The organism is Streptomyces sp. NBC_01237, from assembly GCF_035917275.1.
In the GTDB taxonomy this organism is placed as follows: Bacteria; Actinomycetota; Actinomycetes; order Streptomycetales; family Streptomycetaceae; genus Streptomyces.
The window spans coordinates 1,335,138-1,354,329 of the sequence record NZ_CP108508.1; the positions used below are offsets into that span (position 1 = coordinate 1,335,138).

Below are 19,192 nucleotides of genomic sequence, written 5' to 3' on the forward strand. Positions count from 1 at the left end.
CGACCTGGTTCGAACAACGCTAGGCGCACCCACCGCGCCATCGCTTCTGCCGATCGGCCACACTCCTCGTCCGATCGGCGGCGTGCGCCCGGCCCGTCGCCGGACGCGCCCACGGGGTCGTTCAGGGCCTGCGGCCGCGGAAGGTACGGCGCAGGTCGCTCACCCAGGCGTCGGGGTTCTCCCAGGGGATGAAGTGGCCGCCGTGGTCGTGGGCGTTGACGTTGACGTGGTTGAACCAATCGGCCTGCGGGCCGGTCCTGAACGCCTGGACGCGGTCGGTGGTGGTGTGGATGCCGGGCGGGTTCTCGTACGTGACGAAGGTGAGGCCGACCGGGGCCTGCACGACCGGGGTGCGGTCGTGGGCGGGGGTCCAGGGGTAGCGGTTGGCGTTGGCGTAGTAACGCATCGACGTGGCGATGGAGTTGTTCACCCAGTAGATCGTGGCGTGGGTGAGCAGGTCGTCCTCGGTGAAGACGGACTCCAGGTCGCCGCCGTTGTCGCTCCAGGCGTTCCAGCGCTCCAGCAGCCACGCGAGCAGTCCGGCGGGTGAGTCGCTCAGCCCGTGGGCCAGGGTGGCACCGTCGAGCATGTGCACGGCGAGGTGGGAAGCCGAGCGGTGGTCCAGCTCGGTGATCCGGGCGCGGATGCCGGCGGGCTGGTCGTCGGTGAGGGGCCGGTTCCGCGCGAAGTCCCAGGCGCGGGGACCGGTGAAGAAGTCGAGCGGCAGCCCGGAGCCGATGTGGATGCCGTACAGCTCGTCGGCGTACTTGTGGCCGAGCTGGCTGGAGACGATCCCTCCGATGTCGCAGCCCCCGGCGGCGTACTTCTCGTATCCCAGGGTCTCGGTCATCAGGGTGTGCCAGAGGTCGGAGACCTTCCAGAAGTTGACGTCCGGGAAGCCGGTGAGCGGGCCGGGGAAACCGAAGCCGGGCAGGGACGGCACGATGACGTCGAACGCGTCGGCGGGGTCGCCGCCGAACGCGGCCGGGTCGGCGAGCGGGTCGATCACCTTCGACCAGTGCCAGAACGTCCACGGCCAGCCATGGGTGAGGATCAACGGGATCGGGCGAGGGCCCCGGCCGGACTTGCCCATGAAGTGCACCGGGACACCGGCGACGCTCACCTGGTAGTGCTCGTGGAGGTTCATGGCGGCCTCGGCCCTGCGCCAGTCGTAGCCGTCCCGCCAGTAGGCGACCAGCTCACGGAGGAAGCTGTCCGGGACTCCGTAGGACCAGTCCTCGTTCCCTTCGTCCAGCGGTGGACGGGTCAGGGCGAGACGGGCCCGCAGGTCGTCGAGGACGCGGTCGGACACATGGATCGGGGTGGGCTCCAAGGGAAAGGCATGAGGGGTGGTCATCGCGTGGCTCCATACCGGGTGGCGGAAACGGTGTCGTCGGCCTGCTGGACGGCCGGGCGGGTTCGAGGTGTGCGGGCAGAGGCGTGGCGCGTGCCTGCCGGTGGTGCGGAGGCGGCCGATGCGCTCCTGCCGGGTGTCCCGGACCGGAGGCCGCCGTGAAACGTGCCGGCCGGAAGGGCCGCCATCGATCAGGCGGCGTGGTGGCGCGTGTGGGGCGGACCCCGCGAGAGAAATGGATGGAGGCCGGGTGGACTCCGTGCTGGGATGGCGCGATGCGGCACGACATGTCGGTGGTGGTGGACCGGGGGACCTACCAGGACGCGCAGACGCCCTGGGAGCAGGCGGCCTGGCGGGAGGCCGCGCTCGCCTGGGCCGAGCGCGGGCTCGCCGCTCGTGGCCTGCGTGAAACAGGGCGACGGAGAGTCCGGCTCCGACCGTGGTCCGTCCTGGTCCGTATGCCCGTCGAAGGTCACGGCTCGGTCTGGTTCAAGGCCAATCCGCCCGCGAGCGCCTTCGAGGCCGCGCTCACCTCCGCGCTGGCCCGCTGGGTTCCCGGGCACGTGCTGGACCCGCTCGCGATCGACGCCGAACGCGGATGGTCGTTGCTCCCCGACGGTGGCGATCTCCTCAGGGACGTACTCGACCGAAGCCCCGTTGATCCGGGGGCCTGGGAAGAGCCGCTGAGTCAGTACGCGCAGATGCAGCGCGCGCTCGTCCCGCACGCCGAGGAGCTCGAACTGCTCGGCGTCCCCAGCGCCCGGACGACCGCGCTTCCCGATGTCTTCGACCAGGTCATCGCCGGGAACACCGCACTGCGGCCGGACGAGCTCACCCAGCTGGGCCGGCTGCGGCCGCGCCTGGTGGAGTGGTGCACGGAGCTTGCCGACGTGGGCATCCCGGACACACTCGACCATGCCGATCTGCACGACGGTCAGCTCTTCGCTCCCGGGCCGGGCCGGTTCACCTTCTTCGACTGGGGCGACGCCGCCGTCTCCCATCCTTTCTGCAGCTTCCTCGTCCCTGCTCGGAGCGCCTGCGACCGGTACGGGCCCGGGGTGCTGCCCCGACTGCGTGACGCCTACCTGGAACCGTGGACAGGAACCGGTCGGACAGCGGCGGAACTGCGGCGCGCCTTGGCCCTGGCAGAGCGGCTCGGCGCGATCGGCCGGGCCTGTTCCTGGGGCCGGCTCTTCCCCGGAGCGTCCGGCACGGCAGACGGGACAGGTTCCGCGGAAGGCGCCAAGTGGCTGCTGAGACTCTTCCCCGAGCCGCCCGTCTGAGGGCTGTCCCGTCCCCGAGCCACCTGCGCGTCGCACTCCGTGCGGCGGGACGTCCGTGCCTGGCACGAAAAGGATGGGGCGCGGGAAGAATTCCCGTACGCCCCCCGGCGAACGTCCGCTCACGGCGTGGGCAGCCAGTCCACCTCTCCGGCGAGCAGCGCGTATCCCACGAACGCCCCGATGTCGAGCAGCGCGTGCGCGACGACCAGCGGTCCGACCCGCCCCCAGCGCCGGTACAGCAGCACGAAGACGACGCCCATCACCATGTTGCCGATGAAGCCGCCGATGCCCTGATACAGGTGATACGAACCGCGCAGCACCGAGCTCGCCACCAGCGCGGCCATCGGCGTCCAGCCCAGTTGCCCCAGTCTGCGCAGCAGGTAGCCGACGACGATCACTTCCTCCAGTACGGAGTTCTGCACCGCGGAGAGGATCAGTACGGGAAACTTCCACCACACGTCGGGCAGCGACTCCGGAACCACGGTGAGGTTGAAGCCGGTCGCCCGCGCCACCAGGTAGAAGGCGAGCCCGGCGCTGCCGATGCCCGCGGCGACGAGGGTGCCGCGGCCGAGGTCGGGCCCGGGTCTGGTCCGGTCGAATCCGAGGACCCGCAGGCCCGCTCCTTCCCTGATCAGCAGATGCGCGACCAGGGCGACCGGCACCAGAGCCGTTGCGATTCCGAACATTTGCCATGCCAGATCCAGCCATGGGCGCCCCGGAGCGTGCGAACCGTTGAGCGTGGCCGCCTGGTCCTTCAAACCCCCTGGTTTGGTCAGCGATCCGACAAAACTGATCAGGGCAGACACCCCGCTCGCGCCCAGCGAGAGAGCCAGCACCAACACCGTCTCGGACCGCAGGATCCGCTGTGACACGGCCTCTTGGGGAAAAGAATCAGCCACGCGCCCCGTCTCCACCTGTACACCTGCCTTTAGTTGTGCAATCGCGTCTCATCCCGCCCGCCGTCCCACTAGGGTCTCGAATGCAGGTACGAAGATCATGCGCGACAGGCCGGGGGACGACCACCATCGCCGATGGTGCGGTCCCCCTTTTTCCTTGTACATCCTCAAGGAGGGGCACCACCGACATGGGACGTCATAGCTTGCCTGACGACTACGAGGCGGAGGGACACCGGGACGGCCCTCCCCCGCGTCGCCGCCGCACTGTTGCCATCGCCACCATGCTGGTACTCGCTGTGGCGGCGGGAACGGCGGTCGCGGCCCAGGGCGGCCTGTTGTCGTTCTCCGAGTCCTGCGAGGACTCCACCGTGCGTCTGTCGATGGCGGCCTCCCCCGACATCGCCCCCGCCATGCGCGCCATCGCCGACAAGGCGCGCGCGGACGAGGTCAGATCCGACGGCCGCTGCCTGGACGTCGATGTGGTGGCCCGCGACGCCTACAAGGTCGCCGACGCGCTCGCCACCGGCGGCAAGTCCGTCGACTACCAGGTCTGGCTGCCCGACTCCGACCTCTGGCTGGACCGGGCCAAGGGCCTCGGCGACGGCATCCCGATCACCCCGGCCGACTCCGTCGCCTCCTCACCGGTGGCGCTCGGCATGGTGCCGTCCGCGTCCGAGGAACTGGACTGGCCCGAGAAGACCTACTCCTGGGCCGAGTTGGTCGCGTCGGCCATGCGGTCGGACAAGGTACGCCTCGGTGCCGCCGACCCGGCGCGCAGTGCCACCGGGCTGCTCGCGCTGGCCGGCATCGGGGCCTCGTCCGACAAACAGGGCGGGGACAGCGACACCAGGGTCGCCGAGACGGCGAAGGTGCTGGCCCAGCGGATGTCCGACAGTGACGCCCAGGTACTGGAGACGCTGGCCCACGACAGCTCGGGCGCCGAGGACGGCAACCCGAAGCGCAACCAGGCGGTGCTCGTCTCCGAGCAGGCGGCGTTCACCCACAACGCGGAGGCGACCGGAGGGGGCAAGCTCGACCTGTTCTACCCGAAGGACGGCACCCCGCTCCTCAACTACCCGTACACCCTGGTCGACGAGCCGAAACTGAGCACCCACCAGTCGCGGGCGGCCCTGCGCTTCATGACCCTGCTGAACGACCCGGGCTCGCGGACCATCCTCACCCGGCACGGCTTCCGGCCCGTGGACGGGACCGCCGTGGACTCGGTCGTCGCGTCGGCCGGCGGCAGAGATCCTCAGCCGTACGCCACCTCGGCGGCCGAGGCCCCGTCCGCGCGGGCCCTCCAGGAGACGCTCGGTATGTGGACGATCACCGTGCAGAGCGCCCGGCTGACCACGGTTGTCGATGTCTCCGGTTCCATGGCCACCCCGGTGCCGGGCCGCGACCAGTCCCGGATGGACGTGACGAAGGCGTCCCTGATCCAGGCGCTCGGCCAGTTCACCGCGGACGACGAGATCGGGCTGTGGGAGTTCGCGACGACCCTGGACGGCGAGAAGGACTACCGCGAGCTGATGCCGGCCAGAAGGCTCGGCGACCCGGCGAAGGGCGGCGGCACCCACCGGGAGAAGCTGTCGGCGGCGTTCGCGGGGCTCCAGCCCGTACCGGGCGGGGCGACCGGTCTGTACGACACCACCCTGGCCTCGTACGAGGCGGCCCAGTCCTCGTATGTGAAGGGCAAGTTCAATGCCCTGGTGATCCTCACCGACGGCTCCAACCAGGACGCCCACGGCATCTCCCGCAGCGCGCTGATCGACCGGCTGAAGCAGCTCGCCGACCCGCAGCGGCCGGTGCCGATCATCGCCATCGCGGTGGGCCCGGACGCCGACCGCGACGAGGTGTCGGCGGTGGCGAAGGTGACCGGCGGCGGCGGTTACGAGGTGAGCGACCCGGCGGAGATCCAGGCGGTGATCCTCCAGGCCATCATGACCGCCGGAGAGAACGGGCGCGCCTCCCAGGAGTAGCCCTCAGGACCGGGCGGAACCGCGCGGCCCTCGGGGCCGGACGGAACCGCGCAGCCGCGGACCCGCCTCCCGGCCCCGGTGCGCCCCCTGCCCGGCACGGGGCCACCGCAGGTCCGCGGTCCGGGCGGGCGCTCCGCGTCAGGGCGCCGGGAACCCGGTCGGCCAGGTGTGCACCGGATCGCCCGTCCGCATCAGCTCGGCGTAGCGCCGGGTGGTGGCCGCCAGTGCCCCGTCCCGTTCCAGTCCGGCCTCCAGCGCCCGGTGGTACGTGGCGACCTGCCAGGAGGCTCCGTTGACGCGTCGTCTGCACCGCTCTTCGATGACCCCGAGGTAGAGGTCACGGTCCGCGGGCTCGATGTTCCAGGCATCGAGCCCGGCGGCGGCGAGCGGCAGCAGTTCGTCGCGTACGAGCTTGAGGGCCGGCACCTTGGTGATCCCGCCGGAACGGCCGGTGCACGGCCAGAGCAGTTCGGCCTCGATGCCGTGGCGGCAGGCGGCGTCGAAGTTCTCCGCGGCGGCCTCGAAGGGCAGCTTCGTCCACACCGGCCGGGACTCCCCGGCCAGGGCCCGCACCAGCCCGTAGTAGAACGCGGCGTTGGCGATCACGTCCGTCACGGTGGGCCCGGCCGGCAGGACCCGGTTCTCCACGCGCAGATGGGGAACGCCGTCCGCGAGCCCGTACACCGGCCGGTTCCAGCGGTAGACCGTGCCGTTGTGCAGCACGAGCTCGGCGAGCGTCGGCACCCCGCCCTCGTCCAGGACCCGCAGGGGTTCCTCGTCGTCGCAGATCGGCAGCAGCGGCGGGAAGTACCGCAGATTCTCCTCGAAGAGCTCGTACGCGGAACTGATCCACCGCTCCCCGAACCAGGTCCTCGGCCGTACCCCCTGATTCCGCAGCTCGGGCGGCCGTACGTCGGTGGCCTGCTGGAACAGCGGTGGCCGCGACTCCCGCCACAGCTCCTTGCCGAACAGGAAGGGCGCGTTGGCGCCGAGCGCGATCTGGACGGCCGCGACGGCCTGGGCGGCGTTCCAGACGTCCGCGAACCGCTCGGGCGTCACCTGAAGGTGCAATTGCACCGAGGTACAGGCCGATTCGGGAGCGATCGAGGGCGAGGTGCAGACCAGTCGCTCGACACCCTCGATATCGAGGGCGAAATCCTCCCCGCGGGCCGCCGACATTTGATCGTTGAGCAACGTGTAGCGTTCCGCTTCGGAGAGGTTCGCCGACACCACGTCCTGCCTGCCGAGCGTCGGCAGGATTCCGATCATCACGATCCCCGCATCGACCTCGCCCGCCTTCCGATGGGCATAGGCGAGCCCGGTGCGCAGCTCCTCCGCCAGCTGGTCGAAAACCCGTCCGCCGAGGCGGTGCGGAACAATATTCACTTCCAGATTGAACATCCCCAGTTCGGTCTGGAAATCCTGGCTCGCGATGCGCTGGAGCACCTGCGCATTCCGCATCCTCGGCATACCGTCGGAGCCCGCCAGATTCAGCTCTATCTCCAGCCCCATGAGGTTCCTGGGGCGATCGAAGCTCCGCTCCGCCAGCAGTCTCCCCAGCCCCTCCAGGCACTGGTTGAGCTTTCTGCGGTACGTCTGCCGATCGGACAGGTCAAAGGCTCCCGCCACGACCTTCTCCCCCATCGAAGGGTCCCTCCTCCAGTGTGCGCGGCCCGTGGACCAGGCCGCTCGCATCACGATCGATAATGCCCAGTCGAGGTGATCCATAACGCCCCGCGGGCGCCGGACACCCGCTAGTCTTCGACGGGATCGGGCGGGCACATTCCGTCGGCATGCGGCAATGTGGGGTTTCGGTCGAGAAGCACGTGGTGGAATCACCGATGAGTTTCGGCCTACCGCTGCATCGAAAAAGTCCCAGGCGAGGGACGAACGAGGCGGACGGAATCATCATAAACTCCACAATTCAAAGTCCTGATGCCACCTTGTGGGACATATCCGAAACGGCTAGTGGAAGCATCGAGGGAACACTTTTCGTATAAACTCCGCGGGCGAGGCAGAGAGTTGACGCAACCGGCCCGGTCCCGGCCTCCTCTGGCCCCCGCATGCCGACAGCGCCGTCTGCACCCACCCACGCATCACCGTGTCTCCGAAGTGAGAGGCAACCCACCATGCCGCTGCATGTTCCTCCGGCTCCCGCGCCCGCGCTGCGCAGCGTTCTCGCCGCACTCGGTTCTCCCACCGCAGTCCGCGAAGCCCGTACACCCGCCCTGCGGTCCGTCCAGGGACCGCTGAGCCCCGAACTCCCGCTCCCCGTCCACGTACTGGAACGGATCACCGCGGGTGACACCGCGCCCCGTACCCGCCTCGCCGCATGGCGGTTCCTGATCCGCAGTGAGGAGCGCGCCGTAGCGGCGGCGGACACGATGCTCACCCCGGACGGCTGGGCCTTCTCCCATTTCTTCGAGGGGCCCTACCTCGCCTCGACGGAACTGGCCGTACGGCAGGCGGAGGCGTCGACCTCCGCGTACCAGGCGCGCCTGCTGTCCATCCCGGAGCTCTACATGCTCACGCTGTGGCTGCACGGTGACACCGACGCCGATGCCTCCGGCGGTACGCTGGCCCCGACCGATGTGCTGGTGCCCCTGGCGCCCGCCCCGCCGGGCATCGCCGCGCACCGTCCGCACCGCGTCGCCGATCTGCTTCCGGTGATGACCCTGCGCGTCACTCCGGGTCCGCTGCTCAGTTCGGCCTGAGCCGGCCTGCCCTTCCGACGCACGTACGCCCCCGCGGCTCCCCGTCCCACCGAACACGAGGTGGTGGGACGGGGAACGGCGGGGGCGCATTCCTACCCGTCCGGACTAGCCCGGTCCGGCCACCCCGAACCACCCAAAGGGACAGTGTTGTTGCGCTGAACCGTCCTGCCGGGTGATGCGTCATGAGAGGAAGACAGGAGCTGCGGTGAAATCCCTGCGGAATGACGCCCGTAGGGCAACACTGGGACCCGGCCGACTGATACGGGGGCGGCCATGAACGACTCAGCCAGCCGCAGGACATTCGAATCGACGCAGCGAAAGAACCCAGCCATGTGCCAGCACCAGCCACCCTGCCCGACCGCCGACTCCGCCGACCGGGAAGCCGCGCGCCTGACGTCCCACCACCCGGAACAGGGCTGGAGCCTCCTGTGCAACGGCGTCCTGCTCTTCGAGGACACCGGTGAGCTGCTGCCGGACGGGCAGATCATCGCCCCGCACCGGCCGCTGGGGGCCGGCCGGGTGATGAAAGCCGCCTGACCGCGGCCGTACGAAGGGGGCCGGCCCGGAGAATCTCCGCACCGGCCCCGACGCATGTCCGCGCACGCCTTACGGCATCGCTCAGTTGTCGTACTCGTCCAGCGGCGGGCAGGAGCAGACCAGGTTGCGGTCGCCGAAGGCACCGTCGATCCGGCGCACCGGCGGCCAGTACTTGTCCGCGGCCGACACCCCGGCCGGGAAGACGGCCTCCTCACGGCTGTAGGCGTGCGTCCACTCGTCACCGAGCGCTGCCGCCGTGTGCGGGGCGTTGCTCAGCGGGTTGTCGTCCGCACTCCACTCGCCCGATGCGACCTTTTCGATCTCGCCGCGAATGGCGATCATGGTGTCGCAGAAACGGTCGAGCTCGGCCAGGTTCTCGCTCTCGGTCGGCTCGATCATCAGCGTCCCGGCCACCGGGAACGACATGGTCGGCGAGTGGAAGCCGTAGTCGATCAGACGCTTGGCGACATCGTCGATGCTGACACCGGTCGCCTTGGAGATCGGCCGCAGATCCACGATGCACTCGTGCGCGACCAGTCCGGCCGGGCCGTTGTACAGGATCGGGAAGTGCGGCTCCAGGCGCTTGGCGATGTAGTTGGCGGCGAGCACGGCGACCTGCGTCGCGCGCTTCAGGCCCTCGCCGCCCATCAGCCGGACGTACGCCCACGAGATGGGCAGGATGCCGGCCGAGCCCCACGGGGCGGCCGAGATCGGGCCGACGCCCGTCTCCGGGCCCGCGGCGGGCTGGAGCGGGTGGTTGGGCAGGTACGGCGCGAGGTGCGCGCGGACGCCGACCGGGCCGACACCGGGGCCACCCCCGCCGTGCGGGATGCAGAAGGTCTTGTGCAGGTTCAGGTGCGAGACGTCGCCACCGAACTTGCCGGGCTTGGCCAGGCCGACCAGCGCGTTGAGGTTGGCGCCGTCGACGTACACCTGGCCGCCCGCGTCGTGCACCTCACCGCAGATGGCGGCGACATGCTCCTCGAAGACGCCGTGCGTCGACGGGTAGGTGATCATGAGCACGGCCAGCTCGTCGCGGTGCAGTTCGATCTTCGCGCGCAGGTCCGCGATGTCGACCTCACCGTCGTCGGCGGTCTTCACCACGACGACCTTCATGCCCGCCATGACGGCGCTCGCGGCATTGGTGCCGTGGGCCGAGGACGGAATGAGACACACGGTGCGCCGGTCGTCGCCGTTGGCCCGGTGGTACGCCCGTACGGCCAGCAGACCGGCGAACTCACCCTGCGAACCCGCGTTGGGCTGGATCGACACGGCGTCGTAGCCGGTGACCTCGGCGAGCCGCTCCTCCAGCTCACGGATGAGGGTGAGGAAGCCCTGGGCCTGCTCGGCGGGCGCGAAGGGGTGCAGCGCGCCGAACTCGGGCCAGGTGATCGACTCCATCTCGGCGGTCGCGTTCAGCTTCATGGTGCAGGAGCCGAGCGGGATCATGCCGCGGTCCAGCGCGTAGTCCCGGTCGGCGAGCTTGCGCAGGTAGCGCAGCATCGCGGTCTCGGAGCGGTGCTGGTGGAAGACCGGGTGGGTGAGGATGTCGTCGTCGCGCAGCAGGGTCTCGGGCAGCGTGTCGGCGGCCGCGGCGTCCAGCGCCTCGATGTCGCCGTCGGCACCGAAGGCGGCCCAGACGGCGGAGACCTGGGTACGGGTCGTGGTCTCGTCGCAGGAGAGGGAGACCACGTCGGCGTCGACGAGACGCAGGTTGACCCCGCGCTCGCGGGCGTCGGCGACCACGGCGGCGGCCTTGCCGGGCACCCGCACGGTCAGCGTGTCGAAGAACGCGCCGTGCACGACGTCGGCGCCGGCCCGCCGCAGGCCCTCGGCCAGGATCGTGGCGTAGCGGTGGGTGCGCCGGGCGATCGTCCGCAGCCCGTCGGGACCGTGGTAGACGGCGTACATCCCGGCCATGACGGCGAGCAGCACCTGTGCGGTACAGATGTTGCTGGTGGCCTTCTCGCGGCGGATGTGCTGCTCGCGGGTCTGCAGGGCCAGTCGGTAGGCCTTGTTGCCGTCGGCGTCGACGGAGACGCCGACGAGGCGGCCGGGCAGGCTGCGGGCGAACTTCTCGCGGACGGCCATGAAGCCCGCGTGCGGACCGCCGAAGCCCATCGGTACACCGAAGCGCTGGGTGGTGCCGACCGCGATGTCCGCGCCCAGCTCGCCGGGCGAGGTGAGCAGGGTGAGCGCCAGCAGGTCGGCGGCCACGGTGACGATCGCACCGAGCTCATGGGCCTGCTCGATCACGGGCCTGATGTCCCGGACGGCTCCGGAGGCACCCGGGTACTGGAGGAGCACGCCGAAGACCCCGCGCTCCACGAGCTCGGCCGGGATACCGCCGGTGAGGTCGGCGACGACGACCTCGACACCGGTCGGCTCCGCGCGGGTCTCGATCACGGCGACGGTCTGCGGCAGGGTGTCGGCGTCGACCAGGAAGACGCCGTTCTTGACCTTGCCCACGCGCCGCGCCAGCGCCATGGCCTCGGCGGCCGCGGTGCCCTCGTCGAGCAGGGAGGCGCCGGAGGTGGGCAGCCCGGTCAGCTCGGCGACCATCGTCTGGAAGTTGAGGAGGGCTTCGAGCCGCCCCTGGGAGATCTCCGGCTGGTACGGCGTGTAGGCCGTGTACCAGGCGGGGTTCTCCATGACGTTGCGCAGGATCACCGGCGGGGTGAACGTGCCGTAGTAGCCGAGCCCGATCATCGGGGCGAGCACCTGGTTGCGGTCGGCGAGCGAGCGCAGTTCGGCCAGCACCTCGGCCTCGGTACGGGCCGACGGAAGGTTCAGGGCCTCCGTGCTCTTGATCACGTCGGGCACCGCGGCGGCGGTGAGCTCGTCGAGCGAGCCGTAGCCGACCTGGGCGAGCATCTTCGCCTGGGCCGCACCATCGGGCCCTATGTGGCGCTGCTCGAACGGAATGCCCTGTTCCAGCTGGGAGAGCGGGGTGCGACGGGGGGTCATGATGGAGGCCTCCTGGTCTGTCACGACCTGCGAGGGGCACCACGGCGTGGGTGCCCGAACGGCCTCCCCCTCTGTCATCTCAACCTGAGAGCTTCACCGGCCCGCCTCACGGCACACCGGCTTTCACCGTCGGTGAGGGAGGGATCCGTCCCGGCACATGCCCGCACGAAACCCGCCCTGCTTTCCAGAGTGACCTCGTCCGTGCGGTACGGGGGCCTGAGAGATTCCGGGGAGGATTTGCTCCTTCGGCGCCTCCGGATTCTGCACCGGAGGACTCTCCCGCACGGGGTCAGCAGCCATATGCCAGCCTACCAGCGGGGTCCGGGCCGGATTTCTCGAGTGGCCGATGCCCGAGATCTGCACTTTTGTAGTGCTTGTGGAGTAGTTGCGACCACCCGAGCAGTTGCGACCAGTGGGAGGCACCGTGCAGACCGACATCGATCCGCGCAGCCTGATCGGCCGCAAGGCGTTCGACCGCAAGGGCGCCAAGATCGGAACGGTTGATGAGGTCTATCTGGACGATGCGACCGGAGTCCCGGAGTGGGCGGCCGTGCGCACCGGACTCTTCAGCAGAGACGCCTTCGTCCCGCTGGAACCGAGCGAGTTCGTCGGGGATTCGCTGCGGATCCCCTTCGACCGGGCGTTGATCAAGGACGCGCCGGACTTCGGCGTCGGCCGGCATCTCTCCCCGGAGCAGGAACTGCAGCTCTACCGCCATTACGGGCTGGACTCCCCGCCCACGGAGGAGACCGGGCCGGACCGGGACTTCGGCAGGCTGGCCGGCCAGGAGGAGTAGTCCGCGGGGTCCCGCACCAGCGGCAGCGGATCGGCCGGACTCAGCTCCGGGTCGTCGATACGGAACGTACGCACCCGGCCGGGTTCGTCGCCCGGCTCCTCGAACCGGACCGTCACCCGGCCCACCCCGCTCCCCTGCACCCAGCCGTGGCCGTGCACCGCGTGCCGTACGTCGTGCCCGGACGGCCAGCGCCGGGCGGACGGCAGCTCGGCGCTCTCCGGCGCCGTTTCCTCCACGGTGGCCCCGGTGTCCGTCGTGCCGCCGTCCACCGCCGTGCCCTCCTGGGCCTCCGCCTCCGCCGCGTGCCGGGCATCGGCCGCCTGGGCGAAGAGATCCTCCTGGGTGAAGTCGGCGAGCCCCGTGACGCCCACTCCCAGGAGCCGTACGCCCCCGGTGGTGTCCACTGCCTCCAGCAGCCTCGCGGCCGCCTCACGCACCACTGTGGGGTCGTCCGTGGGCCCTCTGAGGGTCTCGGAGCGCGTCAGGGTCGAGAAGTCGTACCGGCGCACCTTGAGCACCACCGTGCGCCCGGAGCGCTGCGCGGCCCGCAGCCGCTCCACGCACCGGCCCGCCAGCCGCTCCACCTCCGTGCGCACCCGCACCCGGTCGTGCAGGTCGATGTCGAAGGTGTCCTCGACCGATACGGATTTGGCGTCCCGCTCGGCGACCACGGGACGGTCGTCCAGCCCCAGGGCCATCCGGTACAGCGAGACACCGTGAGCCCTGCCCACCAGCCGTACGAGCTCCGCCTCGCCCGCCTCGGCCAGGTCCTGGACGGTGGTCATGCCGGCCCGCCGCAGATGGTCCCCGGTGGCAGGGCCCACTCCCGGCAGGATCCGTACCGGCATGGGCGCCAGCAGCTCCCGTTCGGTGCCCGGCTCGATCAGCAGCAGCCCGTCCGGCTTGGCCTCCTCCGAGGCGATCTTGGCCAGCATCTTGGACCCGGCGAGCCCGACGGATCCGCTGAGCCCCGTCACCGCGTGGATGGCGGCACGCAGCTGCTCGCCCATCACCCGGGCCGACTCCGCGTCGTCCGCGACCCCGCCCGCCTCCAGATCGACGAAAGCCTCGTCCAGGCTGAGCGGCTCCACCAACGGTGACAGCCTGCCCAGCAGCTCCATCACCTGGTCGCTCACGGTCCGGTACAGCGCGAAGCGCGGCACGAGGTAGGCCGCGTTCGGTGCCAGCCTGCGGGCCTGCGCCGTCGGCATCGCCGAGTGCACGCCCAGGCGCCGCGCCTCGTACGACGCGGTGGCGACCACTCCGCGCGGCCCGAGCCCACCGACGACCACCGCCTTGCCGCGCAGACTCGGCTTGGATGCCTGCTCCGCCGAGGCGTAGAAGGCATCCATGTCCAGGTGGAGGATGGTGGGCGCGGCTCTCACCTCACCGATGCTGCCCTACGCCACTGACAATGCGACCGCCCGGCACCCCGTGCGGGGTGCCGGGCGGTTCTGGCCGCTGCCGCCGTCCGGTCAGCCGCTCATCCGGCGCGATTGCGCCGCCGCGCGAGTTCATCGGTGGGGTTGTTGCCGACCAGCGTCTCGCCGGTGTCGATCCGTTCGCCGTGCAACTGGGACAGCGCCGCGTCCACGTCCCGCCACACCACACCGACGGCGATCCCGAAGATCCCCTGCCCGCCCTGCAGCAGGGCCACGACCTCGGCGGGCGAGGAGCACTCGTAGACCGTCGCACCGTCGCTCATCAGGGTCATCCGCTCAAGGTCCTGGAACCCCCGGGCCCGTAGATGCTGAACCGTCGTGCGGATGTTCTGCAGAGCGACCCCGGTGTCCAGGAACCGCTTGACGATCTTGAGAAGGACCACGTCCCGGAAACTGTAGAGACGCTGGGTACCCGAGCCGTACGCCGGACGCACGCTCGGCTCCACCAGCCCCGTGCGCGCCCAGTAGTCGAGCTGGCGGTAGGTGATCCCCGCCGCCGCACATGCCGTCGGTCCGCGATAGCCGATATCACTCGCTGCTGCCACGCCGTCCACCGCCACCGCGGCCGGCTGAACCGGCTGCCTGATGGTGTGGTCGGCTGCACTGCCGTGCTGCGGATACGGCCCGCCCGCTGCCGTACCGTCGCCGCTGCTTCTCACGCCGACCTCCGTCCTTGACCTGCCCACTCGAAGGTAGGCAGTCACTTGGGGTGCGTCAACGATCGCCACACTCGGCACGCCGAGTGATAATCACCCTGAGGGTGGTTTCCCGTGTCTCGCTACCGGGAAAGGCTTGTCGGATGCGCTGACGACACCCCTGCGGGACGGTCACTGACTGTTGGTACCGAAGTCCTCCGGCGAGATCTGGTCGAGGAATTCGCGGAACTTCTCCACCTCGTCCTCCTGCTCGTCGGGGATGGCGATCCCCGCATCGTCCAGCACACCGTCACTGCCGTAGATCGGCGTTCCGGTCCGCAGGGCGAGCGCTATGGCGTCGGACGGCCGGGCGCTCACCTCGACCCCGCTGGCGAAGACCAGCTCCGCGTAGAAGACGCCTTCGCGGAGGTCCGTGATGCGGACTTCGGTGAGCTCCTGGCCGACGGCCTCGAGCACATCCTTGAAGAGATCATGGGTCAGCGGCCTGGCCGGAGCCATTCCCTGCTGAGCGAAGGCGATAGCGGTCGCCTCCCCAGGACCGATCCAAATGGGGAGGTACCGGTCGCCTCCCACTTCACGCAGGAGAACGATCGGTTGGTTGGAGGGCATTTCCACCCGGACACCGACAACGTCAAGCTCGTTCACACAGCAACCCTAGGACGTGCCCGCCATGTTTGGGTAGTCGGGCTCCTCCACGGTCAGTGGAGCCGGACCTGCAGAGCCGTCTGCACCAGGGCTGCGTGCAGCCTCACGGAGAGCTCCGCGAGCTCCGTAGCGGTGGCCTCCGCATGGGCTCTGGTCTGCGGATTCCGGTGCCGGCGCAAGGGCGCGACCACCTGTTCGATCAGTCCGGCCTCACGGTCGGCAGACGCCCTCATGGCCCGCAGATGACGAGGTTCCAGGCCGAATCGCCCCAGATCCGCCACAAGTCTCGCCACGGTGACCACCTCGGCGTCGTAGCCGCCCTCCGGCATCGGCACGATCAGCCCGTACGACTCCCACTCGTCGAGCTGCTCCTCGCCGACCTCGGCCGCCGCGAGCAGCTCGGCACGCCCGATCCGCACGGCGGTCGGCGTGCCGAGGCCGGAGTCCCACAGTCCCTCGGCGAGATCCCGTTGGCCGCCCGGGGTGGGCAGCACGGGCTGCTCCCCCCTGGCCAGGGCTTCGAGATGCCCCCGGATGACCTTCAGCGGAAGATAGTGGTCCCGCTGCATGCGGAGCACCTGCGCGAGCCGCTCGACATCGCCGGGGCTGAACTTCCGGTACCCGGAAGGCGTGCGCTGCGGCTCGATGAGCCCCTCGGCTTCCAGAAATCGGATCTTGGAGATGGTGACTTCGGGAAACTCGTCGCGCAGCTGGAGAAGCACCGTACCGATGCTCATCGAGCGGGCGTCCGCGGTGGCGGTGCCGTGACCGGCACCGCCTGTCGGTGTTCGCAGCATGGGCCTTCCTGGGGGTCCCCCCGGACGGAGCGGGGGAAGGGTCACACGCCCCGCTGGCTCGGGTAGAAGACCAGCCGGTACTTACCGATCTGGACTTCGTCGCCATTGGACAGCGCGACGGAATCGATGCGCTCACGGTTGACGTAGGTGCCGTTGAGGCTGCCGACATCACTCACGGTGAAACTACCGTCCGGGTTCCTGCGGAACTCCACATGACGCCGCGACACGGTCACATCGTCGAGGAAGATGTCGCTCTGCGGGTGCCGGCCGGCCGTGGTCAGATCCCCGTCCAGCAGGAAGCGGCTGCCGGAGTTCGGGCCGCGGCGCACCACCAGCAGCGCGGAACCGCCCGGCAGGGCGTCGACGGCCGCCTGGGCCTCCGGCGAAAGGGAAGGCAGGGCGGTCTGGCCCGTCGCCTCCGCCTCGTACGCCTCAAGACCGGAGATCGAGATCGTCGACGTCGTCTCCGAGGCACGCTCGGGGATCCCGCCCCGCAGCGGCGCACCGCAGTTGGAGCAGAAACGGCTGGCCTCCGCGTTGCGGTGACCACACCTCGTACAGACCGGCGCGGACGAGCCCGACGGTGCGCCGGAACCTATGCGTCCGGCACCGGCGGGGTCACCGGACGACACGCCGGGCGCACCCGGGACGTCACCGGCCGGACCGGATACCTCATCACGGAAGAGCGGACGCTCCCCGCCCTGCTCCTCACCCTGGCCTTGGCGCGGAGCACGGTGGCGGGCAGCGCTGTTGCCGTCCTCGCGTGCACTCTTTCCGAACAACTTCGCAAAAAACTTCACGGGCGATTCCCCTTGACCGACATAGACCCGCCCGTGGGGCAGGACGAACCCTGAATGAACACACCTGCCGACCCGGACATCTTCACAACGTCCGTATCCACCCGACAGTTTCCACCACGCGCCACCAATCCGTAGCGCCGACCCCCCGCAACCTCCTGCCCGTGTCCTTCCGCCCCCATGCGCCGGTGGCTCACTGCGACGACGACCGAGCGTAGTCAGGCTGCTTCGCCGGTCGCAAGGCGTCCACGACGATGTCTTCCGACCGCTCGACAACAGCGGTGGCCTGCTCCTTCTCCAGCGTCTGGACCACACCGCCGGGAATGTTGAGCGCCGGCTCCAGATCCTGCGGCTTACCGATCACCTTGAACTCATAAGGTGCTTCGATCTTCTTCCCGTCGACCTGGATGTCACCGCCGTCCCCGGCGAAGTACGTATTGGCCACCACGCGCACGCCGTTGACCTCGATCGCCTCGGCACCGGCCGCGCGAAGCTCCTGGATGGCGTCGAGCAGCATGTCGGCCGCGACAGCACCACCGGGATCGTCGATCGTCAACGTGATGCCGGGGCCGTGCGCGGCCACAGTACCGGCGAGGATACCGAGCTGCCGCTCCTTTTCCAGCGTCTGCTTCCGGGCCTCCTCGGCCTGGTCGGAGCTGTTCTCCAGCTCCGTGCGCTGAGCGTCCAGACGCTGCTTCTCGTCCTCCAGACGCTGCGTCCGGTCGTCGACCTCGTCCAGGATCCGGACCAGGTCCTCCTGCCGCGCGCCGCGCAGGGCGCTGTTGTCGCTGTTGGACCGGACCTGGATGGCCAGCCCCAGACCGAGGACGAACAACAGGAGCGCCACGATGAGTTGGGCACGGCTCACCCGGGGCGGCCACAGACCGGCCAGCAGCCGCTGGCGTCCGGAGACCTCCTGGCGTGCGGGCGGGGGTGCGTCGACCGGCTCGTCGCCGGTGCGCTCCCCGTTGCGGGGGGATTCTTCGTTACTCATCGGCCTCAAGCCCGGAAGACGTGCCGGCGGATGGCGGCGGCGTTGGAGAAGATCCGGATGCCGAGCACCACCACCACACCGGTGGAGAGCTGGGCACCGACACCCAGTTTGTCGCCGAGGAACACGATCAGTGCGGCCACCACGACGTTGGACAGGAACGACACCACGAAGACCTTGTCGACGAAGATGCCGTCGAGCATGGCCCGCAGCCCTCCGAATACGGCGTCGAGCGCGGCCACCACGGCGATCGGCAGATAGGGCTCAACCACCGCCGGCACCTCGGGCCGGACCAACAGTCCGACCACGACTCCCACCACGAGGCCCAGTACGGCGATCACGATGTGCCCTTCCCTGTGTCTGCCGCGCCACTGCCGGTGCCGGCGGACTTCGGCTCTGCTGTACGGACGATCAGGCTCGGCGCGGCCGGAAGCCGCACCTTCCCCTGATCGGAAATGCTGGTACGGATATCGAAGCTCTCCTGCAGCGCGTGCAGATACTGGCCGTCGGCGCTGTCCTGGAACGCGGCGCTGAGCTTCTTGCCGTCCCCCACCGCGAGCACCGTGTACGGCGGCACGAGCGGTCTGTTGTCGACCAGTATGGCGTCGCCCGCGGCGCGGATCGCCGACAGCGCTGTCAGCCGCTGGCCGTTGATGGCGATGGCCTCCGCGCCGGACTCCCAGAGGCCGTTGACGACGCGTTGCATGTCCCGGTCGCGCACCCGCCCGGTGTCGGCGAAGCCGGTCGACTCACGCGGCCCGCCACCGCCCTGGTCGGTGTCCTTGGCGTCGTCGACGACGAGCTTCACCCCGGGCCCCTCGACCGGGGTGGCACCGGACAGCAGGGCTACGAGCTGGCCCTGGTCCCCGCCGTGCTGTTCGAGCGCCTTGCGCTGCCGCTCGCCCACATCGGCGCGCAGCTCCTCGACGTCCGACTCCAGCGTGTCCGCCGCGCTGGTCTCCGCGTCGATGCGGTCGATCAGCTCTTCGCGCTCCTTGGCCACGACGGGCGCCGACACCCTCGCCTCGGCGGCACCGAGGGTGACCACCAGAGCCGCCAGCACCAGTCCGGCCGCCAGACCCAGTTTCGACTTGAGCGTGCGGGGCAGCCCCGCGCTCCCGTCGGCCTTGCGACGGGCCGTCGCCTCGGCGTACCCGTCGTCGAGACTGTGGTCCATCACATTGGTCAGCAGCGACATGGAAGCGTCGGGGCGTGCGGGTGGCGGGACGGTGCTCCGATCGGGGGGCTGCTGCGACATGCCGCACATCGTCGCACGTCACTACGGCTACCGCCGAATGGCCCCACCGGTGCACCGGGAGCCGCGGCACGACAACTCCC

Annotated in this window: 17 protein-coding genes and 1 riboswitch; of the genes, 5 read left to right on the forward strand and 12 right to left on the reverse strand. The window is 69.9% G+C overall.

Features of this window, described 5'->3' with window-relative positions; translation table 11 throughout:
• Positions 1-121: 121 nt before the first annotated feature.
• Entirely contained in the window at positions 122-1,357 is a 1,236-nt protein-coding gene (locus OG251_RS05990) for an epoxide hydrolase family protein (protein ID WP_326676179.1), read from the reverse strand.
• A 272-nt stretch (positions 1,358-1,629) separates the two neighbouring features.
• Between OG251_RS05990 and OG251_RS05995 the strand changes: the two genes are divergently transcribed.
• Positions 1,630-2,637, forward strand: a complete 1,008-nt coding sequence (locus OG251_RS05995; protein ID WP_326676180.1) for a phosphotransferase — start codon at positions 1,630-1,632, stop codon at positions 2,635-2,637.
• Positions 2,638-2,756: 119 nt separating this feature from the next.
• On the opposite strand, the gene OG251_RS06000 is transcribed toward OG251_RS05995, so the two are convergent.
• Positions 2,757-3,536 (reverse strand): CPBP family intramembrane glutamic endopeptidase, encoded by a 780-nt coding sequence (locus OG251_RS06000; protein ID WP_326676181.1) that lies wholly within the window; start codon positions 3,534-3,536, stop codon positions 2,757-2,759.
• A 185-nt stretch (positions 3,537-3,721) separates the two neighbouring features.
• Between OG251_RS06000 and OG251_RS06005 the strand changes: the two genes are divergently transcribed.
• Positions 3,722-5,512: a substrate-binding and VWA domain-containing protein gene (locus OG251_RS06005; protein ID WP_326676182.1), complete on the forward strand. Its 1,791-nt coding sequence runs from the start codon at positions 3,722-3,724 to the stop codon at positions 5,510-5,512.
• A 138-nt stretch (positions 5,513-5,650) separates the two neighbouring features.
• Here the strand turns inward: OG251_RS06005 and OG251_RS06010 are convergent, their stop codons facing one another.
• Positions 5,651-7,156, reverse strand: a complete 1,506-nt coding sequence (locus OG251_RS06010; RefSeq protein ID WP_326676183.1) for a glutamate-cysteine ligase family protein — start codon at positions 7,154-7,156, stop codon at positions 5,651-5,653.
• A 485-nt stretch (positions 7,157-7,641) separates the two neighbouring features.
• Between OG251_RS06010 and OG251_RS06015 the strand changes: the two genes are divergently transcribed.
• Positions 7,642-8,226: a hypothetical protein gene (locus OG251_RS06015; RefSeq protein ID WP_326676184.1), complete on the forward strand. Its 585-nt coding sequence runs from the start codon at positions 7,642-7,644 to the stop codon at positions 8,224-8,226.
• Between the two features lie 330 nt (positions 8,227-8,556).
• Positions 8,557-8,763 carry a DUF5999 family protein gene (locus OG251_RS06020; RefSeq protein ID WP_326676185.1) on the forward strand — a complete coding sequence of 69 codons (207 nt, stop codon included), beginning with the start codon at positions 8,557-8,559 and terminating at the stop codon, positions 8,761-8,763.
• An 81-nt stretch (positions 8,764-8,844) separates the two neighbouring features.
• Here OG251_RS06020 and gcvP read toward each other — a convergent pair whose 3' ends face one another.
• Positions 8,845-11,730, reverse strand: a complete 2,886-nt coding sequence (gcvP, locus tag OG251_RS06025) for an aminomethyl-transferring glycine dehydrogenase (RefSeq protein WP_326676186.1) — start codon at positions 11,728-11,730, stop codon at positions 8,845-8,847.
• A 194-nt stretch (positions 11,731-11,924) separates the two neighbouring features.
• Positions 11,925-12,022: riboswitch (glycine riboswitch) on the reverse strand.
• A gap of 132 nt (positions 12,023-12,154) precedes the next feature.
• On the opposite strand from gcvP, the gene OG251_RS06030 reads away from it, so the two are divergent.
• Complete coding sequence (locus tag OG251_RS06030) at positions 12,155-12,526, forward strand: PRC-barrel domain-containing protein (RefSeq protein ID WP_073723006.1); 372 nt, start codon at positions 12,155-12,157, stop codon at positions 12,524-12,526.
• On the opposite strand, the gene OG251_RS06035 is transcribed toward OG251_RS06030, so the two are convergent.
• The 8 genes from OG251_RS06035 to OG251_RS06070 all read right to left on the reverse strand — a co-directional run bounded on the left by OG251_RS06035 (position 12,448) and on the right by OG251_RS06070 (position 19,112).
• Positions 12,448-13,911 carry a DNA polymerase IV gene (locus tag OG251_RS06035; protein WP_326676187.1) on the reverse strand — a complete coding sequence of 488 codons (1,464 nt, stop codon included), beginning with the start codon at positions 13,909-13,911 and terminating at the stop codon, positions 12,448-12,450. The two genes, OG251_RS06030 and OG251_RS06035, sit on opposite strands and share 79 nt — an antisense overlap.
• Positions 13,912-14,009: 98 nt before the next feature.
• Complete coding sequence (locus OG251_RS06040) at positions 14,010-14,627, reverse strand: MerR family transcriptional regulator (RefSeq protein WP_266809145.1); 618 nt, start codon at positions 14,625-14,627, stop codon at positions 14,010-14,012.
• Positions 14,628-14,795: 168 nt separating this feature from the next.
• On the reverse strand, positions 14,796-15,269 hold the full coding sequence (locus OG251_RS06045; RefSeq protein WP_006123076.1) for a bifunctional nuclease family protein: 474 nt from the start codon (positions 15,267-15,269) through the stop codon (positions 14,796-14,798).
• A gap of 53 nt (positions 15,270-15,322) precedes the next feature.
• On the reverse strand, positions 15,323-16,066 hold the full coding sequence (gene ftsR / locus OG251_RS06050; RefSeq protein WP_326676188.1) for a transcriptional regulator FtsR: 744 nt from the start codon (positions 16,064-16,066) through the stop codon (positions 15,323-15,325).
• A gap of 41 nt (positions 16,067-16,107) precedes the next feature.
• Complete coding sequence (locus tag OG251_RS06055; RefSeq protein ID WP_326676189.1) at positions 16,108-16,866, reverse strand: FHA domain-containing protein; 759 nt, start codon at positions 16,864-16,866, stop codon at positions 16,108-16,110.
• Between the two features lie 190 nt (positions 16,867-17,056).
• The gene (locus OG251_RS06060) at positions 17,057-17,857 is read right to left on the reverse strand and encodes a DUF881 domain-containing protein (protein WP_326676190.1); all 801 of its coding nucleotides are present in this window, start codon (positions 17,855-17,857) and stop codon (positions 17,057-17,059) included.
• A gap of 5 nt (positions 17,858-17,862) precedes the next feature.
• Positions 17,863-18,195: a small basic family protein gene (locus tag OG251_RS06065; RefSeq protein ID WP_003970459.1), complete on the reverse strand. Its 333-nt coding sequence runs from the start codon at positions 18,193-18,195 to the stop codon at positions 17,863-17,865.
• A complete protein-coding gene (locus tag OG251_RS06070; RefSeq protein ID WP_326676191.1) occupies positions 18,192-19,112 on the reverse strand; it encodes a DUF881 domain-containing protein in 921 nt (306 codons plus the stop codon). Before OG251_RS06070 ends, OG251_RS06065 begins: the two co-directional genes overlap by 4 nt.
• Between the last annotated feature and the right edge of the window lie 80 nt (positions 19,113-19,192).

Excerpts from the sequence above, each read along its gene's own strand:
- OG251_RS05990 (WP_326676179.1), bottom strand. The coding sequence starts at position 1,357 with ATGACCACCCCTCATGCCTTTCCCTTGGAGCCCACCCCGATCCATGTG.
- OG251_RS05995 (WP_326676180.1), top strand. The coding sequence starts at position 1,630 with ATGCGGCACGACATGTCGGTGGTGGTGGACCGGGGGACCTACCAGGAC.
- OG251_RS06005 (WP_326676182.1), top strand. The coding sequence starts at position 3,722 with ATGGGACGTCATAGCTTGCCTGACGACTACGAGGCGGAGGGACACCGG.
- OG251_RS06010 (WP_326676183.1), bottom strand. The coding sequence starts at position 7,156 with ATGGGGGAGAAGGTCGTGGCGGGAGCCTTTGACCTGTCCGATCGGCAG.
- OG251_RS06015 (WP_326676184.1), top strand. The coding sequence starts at position 7,642 with ATGCCGCTGCATGTTCCTCCGGCTCCCGCGCCCGCGCTGCGCAGCGTT.
- OG251_RS06020 (WP_326676185.1), top strand. The coding sequence starts at position 8,557 with ATGTGCCAGCACCAGCCACCCTGCCCGACCGCCGACTCCGCCGACCGG.
- gcvP (WP_326676186.1), bottom strand. The coding sequence starts at position 11,730 with ATGACCCCCCGTCGCACCCCGCTCTCCCAGCTGGAACAGGGCATTCCG.
- ftsR (WP_326676188.1), bottom strand. The coding sequence starts at position 16,066 with ATGCTGCGAACACCGACAGGCGGTGCCGGTCACGGCACCGCCACCGCG.
- OG251_RS06060 (WP_326676190.1), bottom strand. The coding sequence starts at position 17,857 with ATGAGTAACGAAGAATCCCCCCGCAACGGGGAGCGCACCGGCGACGAG.
- OG251_RS06070 (WP_326676191.1), bottom strand. The coding sequence starts at position 19,112 with ATGTCGCAGCAGCCCCCCGATCGGAGCACCGTCCCGCCACCCGCACGC.